The 4,259-nt window shown below is 75.3% G+C and carries 2 protein-coding genes and 1 pseudogene; all 3 read left to right on the top strand.

What is annotated here, in order from left to right:
* Positions 1 to 1,223: hypothetical protein (locus AB0C29_RS36225; RefSeq protein ID WP_360830174.1), on the top strand; the 1,223-nt coding region annotated here is incomplete at its 5' end.
* A gap of 85 nt (positions 1,224 to 1,308) precedes the next feature.
* On the top strand, positions 1,309 to 3,942 hold the full coding sequence (locus AB0C29_RS36220; protein WP_360830171.1) for an FtsK/SpoIIIE domain-containing protein: 2,634 nt from the start codon (positions 1,309 to 1,311) through the stop codon (positions 3,940 to 3,942).
* Positions 3,929 to 4,259: pseudogene (locus AB0C29_RS36215) on the top strand (hypothetical protein); the annotation flags it as partial. The gene AB0C29_RS36220 and the pseudogene AB0C29_RS36215, both read left to right, overlap by 14 nt.

Below are 4,259 nucleotides of genomic sequence, written 5' to 3'. Positions count from 1 at the left end.
CCTGGACGGTGCAGCCGGGCTCCGGGCTCGCCCAGGTGCTGCTCTGCGTGCCGGCCCTGTGCTGGGCCGGGGTCGCGGTGGGGCTGCTGCCGCCGAGCGCGCCGGAGCACCGCCAGGTCAACCGCGGCTGGCCGGTCGCCGCGCTGGTTTTCCTGGTCCTGGCGGCGGCGCTGCCGGACGTGGGCAAGCTGGTCGCCCTGGCCCCGCTGGCCGGCGGCGTGGTGCTGCTGCTGCGCTACCGCGAGCGGGTACGCCCGGCCTCGCTGCCCACCGCGCTGACCGCCGCCGCGATCCTCTACAGCCTCGGGCTCATCGTGGTGCTGGGCCCGATCGAGGTGGGCCCGCCCGCGCTGGTGATCGCCGCGATCGGGCTCGACCTGCTGGTGATGGGCTACCTGGTGGCCGTGGCCGACGCCGTGGAGGCGGGCGAGCGCCTCCTGCCCGACCTGCGCCGGTCCCTGCTGGCCGCGACGCTCGCCGTGCTCCTCTGCGGTGGTCCGGCGGCGCTGACCATGCTGGCCGCGCCCGGCCTCGACACGGTCGCCGTGCTGCAGTTCGTGCTGGTGGCGATGGTGCTGAGCGCGGTCGGGCTGGCCGGGGAGCTGCGCGCGGGGCTGGACCGGCTCGCGTTCCTCACCGACGACCGGCTGCGACTCACCCGCGGACCGCTGTACCGGGCCGCCGAAGCGCTGCCCCGGCGCCGGGAGCGGCACCAGATGCTCGCCCTGGACGCCGACGAGTTCCGCCGGTTGACCCGCCGCGCGCTGGAGGACTTCGGCGACGTGGGCCGGCTGCTGCGCAACCCGCTGGTCGAGCTGCCCACGGTGGACCGCCGGCTGGCCGCGCGCGGGCCCGGAGTGGCCGATCAGCCGCTGATCCGGGCGGCCGAGCTGCAGGCGGTGCTGAGTGAGCACGTCGCCCGGCTCAAGCCGGCCGGGGTGTTCGGTACGACCGAGGAGTGGCGGTTCTTCAACGCCCTGCACTACTGCACTGTCATGGGGCTGCGGCCGTACCAGCGGGGTCCGCAGCCGGAGGGCCTGGACCGGGACGCCCGGCGGGCCGTGGACTGGTTCCGCCGGTACGTGCCCCGGCGCTCGCTGCGCCGGTGGCAGGCCGAGGGGGCCGCCATGGTCTCCGCGCAGCTCTGGCGGGACCTGGTGAGCACCGATCCGCGCTGGCTGACCGGGGCGGGAGCGGGCGCGCGGCGGCAACCCGTGCGGTGACGGTTCGATGGCGACACGCGCCGCCTCAAGCAGACAAGCACCCCAAACTGGTTAAAATCCCCCATCTTGGAATCCGGGGGGTGCAGTGGGAAGCCACCGCAACGCACTGGTCGCCGTCGTCCGGCAGGAGCTGGCCGAAGCGCGCGGCACCGCCCGGGCCGTGCTGGCCGCCGCCGAGTCGGCCCGCAGTGAGGCGCTGCGCCGCAAACAGCTGATCCGGGACGCGTACTCGACCTGCCTGGCCCAGCTGGCCGAGGCGCGGGAGGCGGCCCGGGAGGACATCCTGCGCCGGACCCGCAGCGAGGCCGGCTCGCTGACCCGCAACGTCGAATCGCTCGCCGCCCTGTACGCCTCCGGCGCGGCCGGCACCGCATGGCGCTACTGGACCCCCACCGAGCCGGACCGGGTCACCCGTCCCGGGCTGCTGCGGATCGGCACCATCGGTTACGACCCGGGCGACGGTGAACGACGCCTGCCCGCCCTGGTGCCGCTGCTCGACCACGCCCACCTCAACCTGGCCGGTGACCGGGAGGCCGTGGACGGCGTCATCTCGGGCCTGCTGCTGCGCGCGCTCGGCACCACCCGGCCCGGCGACGTCCGGCTCACCGTCTACGACCCCGAGCAGCTCGGCGGGACGCTGGCCGCGTTCGCGCCGCTGGGCAATGCCGGCCTGCTGTCCTTCATCGGCCCCGGCGGACTCGGCGCGGTGCTCGACGACCTGGTGGAGCAGATCTGCCGGGTCAACGAGACCGTCCTGGCCGGCGAGTACGCCTCCCTGGCCGAGCTCATCGCCGCCACGACCGGCCCGCGCCCGGAACCGTGGCGGATCATCGTGCTGCTCGCCGACGCCGAGCTGAGCCCCGACCAGCGGGCCCAGCTGGACCGGATCGCCCGTACCGGGGTGGCCTGCGGCGTGCACCTCGTCGTCCGGGGCCTGGAGCTGGCGCCGCATCCCACGGTGGAACGCATCGAGGTGCACGGCGAGACCGCCACCTGCGACACCATCGGCGACCTCACCGTACGGCTCGACGCGGCCCCGCCCCCGGAGCGGATCGCCGGCTTCTGCCGGGCGACGGCCGAGAAGCTGCGCCAGGGCCCGCCGCCCGCCCGGTTCGCCGACCTGGAACCGGAGAAGCTCTGGCTGGAGTCGTCCGCGCACGGCCTGAGCGCGCCGATCGGGGACAGCACGGACGGCTCGCTGATCTCGGTGCCGCTCGGCGACGATCCGCCGCACGCGCTGATCGGCGGCCCGTCCGGCTCCGGCAAGACCAACCTGATCTACGCCTGGATCGGCTCGCTGGCCGCCCGGTACGGCCCCGAGGAACTCGCCTTCTACCTGCTCGATTTCAAGGAAGGCGTGTCGTTCGCCCGGTTCGCCCCGGGCCCGCGCGACCCCAGCTGGCTGCCCCAGGTGCGCCTGGCCGGCATCAACGTCAACGGCGACCGGGAGTTCGGTCTGGCCCTGCTGCGCCACCTCGGCGAGGAACTGCGGGCCCGTGCCCAGGCGGCCAAGCGCCACGAGGCCTCGAAGCTGGCCGAGCTGCGCGCCGAGGACCCGGCCGGGCACTGGCCGCGGATCGTCGCCGTCATCGACGAGTTCCAGGTGCTGCTGGCCGGGCGGGACGCGGTCGCCGAGGAGGCCGTGACCCTGCTGGAGGACCTGGCCCGGCGTGGCCGCTCGCAGGGCATCCACCTCGTGCTGGCCAGCCAGGACGTCTCCGGCATCGAGGCGCTGTGGGGCCGCTCCGGCCTGATCGGACAGTTCACGCTGCGCATCGCGCTGCCCAAGGCCCGGCGGATCCTGTCGGACACCAACCTGGCCGCCGCCGTCATCCCCCGCTTCCACGCGGTCGTCAACGCCGACTCCGGTGCGGCCGGGGCCAACCACATCGTCCGGCTGCCCGACGCCGGCGACCGGCAGACGTGGCGCACCCTGCAACGCAAGCTCTGGCACCGGCGGCCGGACAGCTGCGTGCCGCCCCGGCTCTTCGACGGCGACGCGGTGCCACGGTTGCCGACGGCATACCGGCCCGCCGGGCGGGTGGTGCAGTCCGGCGGTGACATCGGCTCGTCCCCGGGGGCGGTGCTGGGCGAGCGGATCGACGTGGCTGCCCGCCCCGCGCGGCTGCGGCTCGGCCGGATGCCCGGGCGCAACCTGGCTGTGCTCGGCACCCGTACCGATGAGGCCTGTGACGTGCTCGCCGCGGCCGCGCTCTCGCTGGCCGCGCAGGGGCCCGCCCGCTTCAGCGTGGTCTGCCTGGAACCCGGCGCGGAACGCCCGGCCGCCCGGCTCGTCGCCGAGCTGCCGCAGGCCGACTGGTACGGCAGCGGCGACCTCGACCAGTTCTTCGACGTCCTGGCGCCGGACGGCATCCCGCACTACGTCCTCGGCTACGCCCTGGACGCGGCCGGAGCGTCCTACCGCGACCGCTGGCGGGCCCTGCTGACCGACGGGCCCGAGCAGCGCATCCACGTGCTGGGCTGGTGGCGGTCAGTGCCCAGGCTGCGCGACGACCTCGGCGGCCCCGGTGCCCGGCTGGACACCATCGGCGCCTGGGTGGCGCTCGACGTGCAGGGCCCCGAGCTCAGCCCGCTCTCACCCCAGCCCGGGGGCCCGGTCTGGTATCCGCGCGCCCGCCGGGCCCTGTTCTTCGACCGCTCGGTGCACCGCCATCCGGAAGTGATCATCCCGTACGAGGTGAACAGTGACCACACGTGACCGCGACTACCAGTTGATGATGAGCGCGCTCGCCGACGTCGCCCGGCGGCGGGACGCGGCTCTGGCGGACGCCGAGCAGGCGTACCAGACCAGTGCCGCGCAGGCCGCCGGGGAACTCGCCCGGGCCGAGGGCGACGCGATCTCGGCCGATCGCTGGGCCGGGGCCGCGGCGGCCCAGGTGCTCGACGTGGACCGGGAGGCGGCCCGGCTGTGGGAGCAGCTGCGGCGGGCTCCGGGCCTGCGGGTACGGGCGCTGGGTGAGGTGCCCGAGCCGGTGCCCGTCGAGGCGTTGCCGCGTACCGCGCTGGAGAGCGGGC

The sequence above is a fragment of the Actinoplanes sp. NPDC048791 genome (assembly GCF_040650095.1).
Classification (GTDB): Bacteria; Actinomycetota; Actinomycetes; order Mycobacteriales; family Micromonosporaceae; genus Actinoplanes.
The sequence above is the reverse complement of the archived record's forward strand: the minus strand, read 5'-3'. Positions and strand labels throughout refer to the sequence as shown.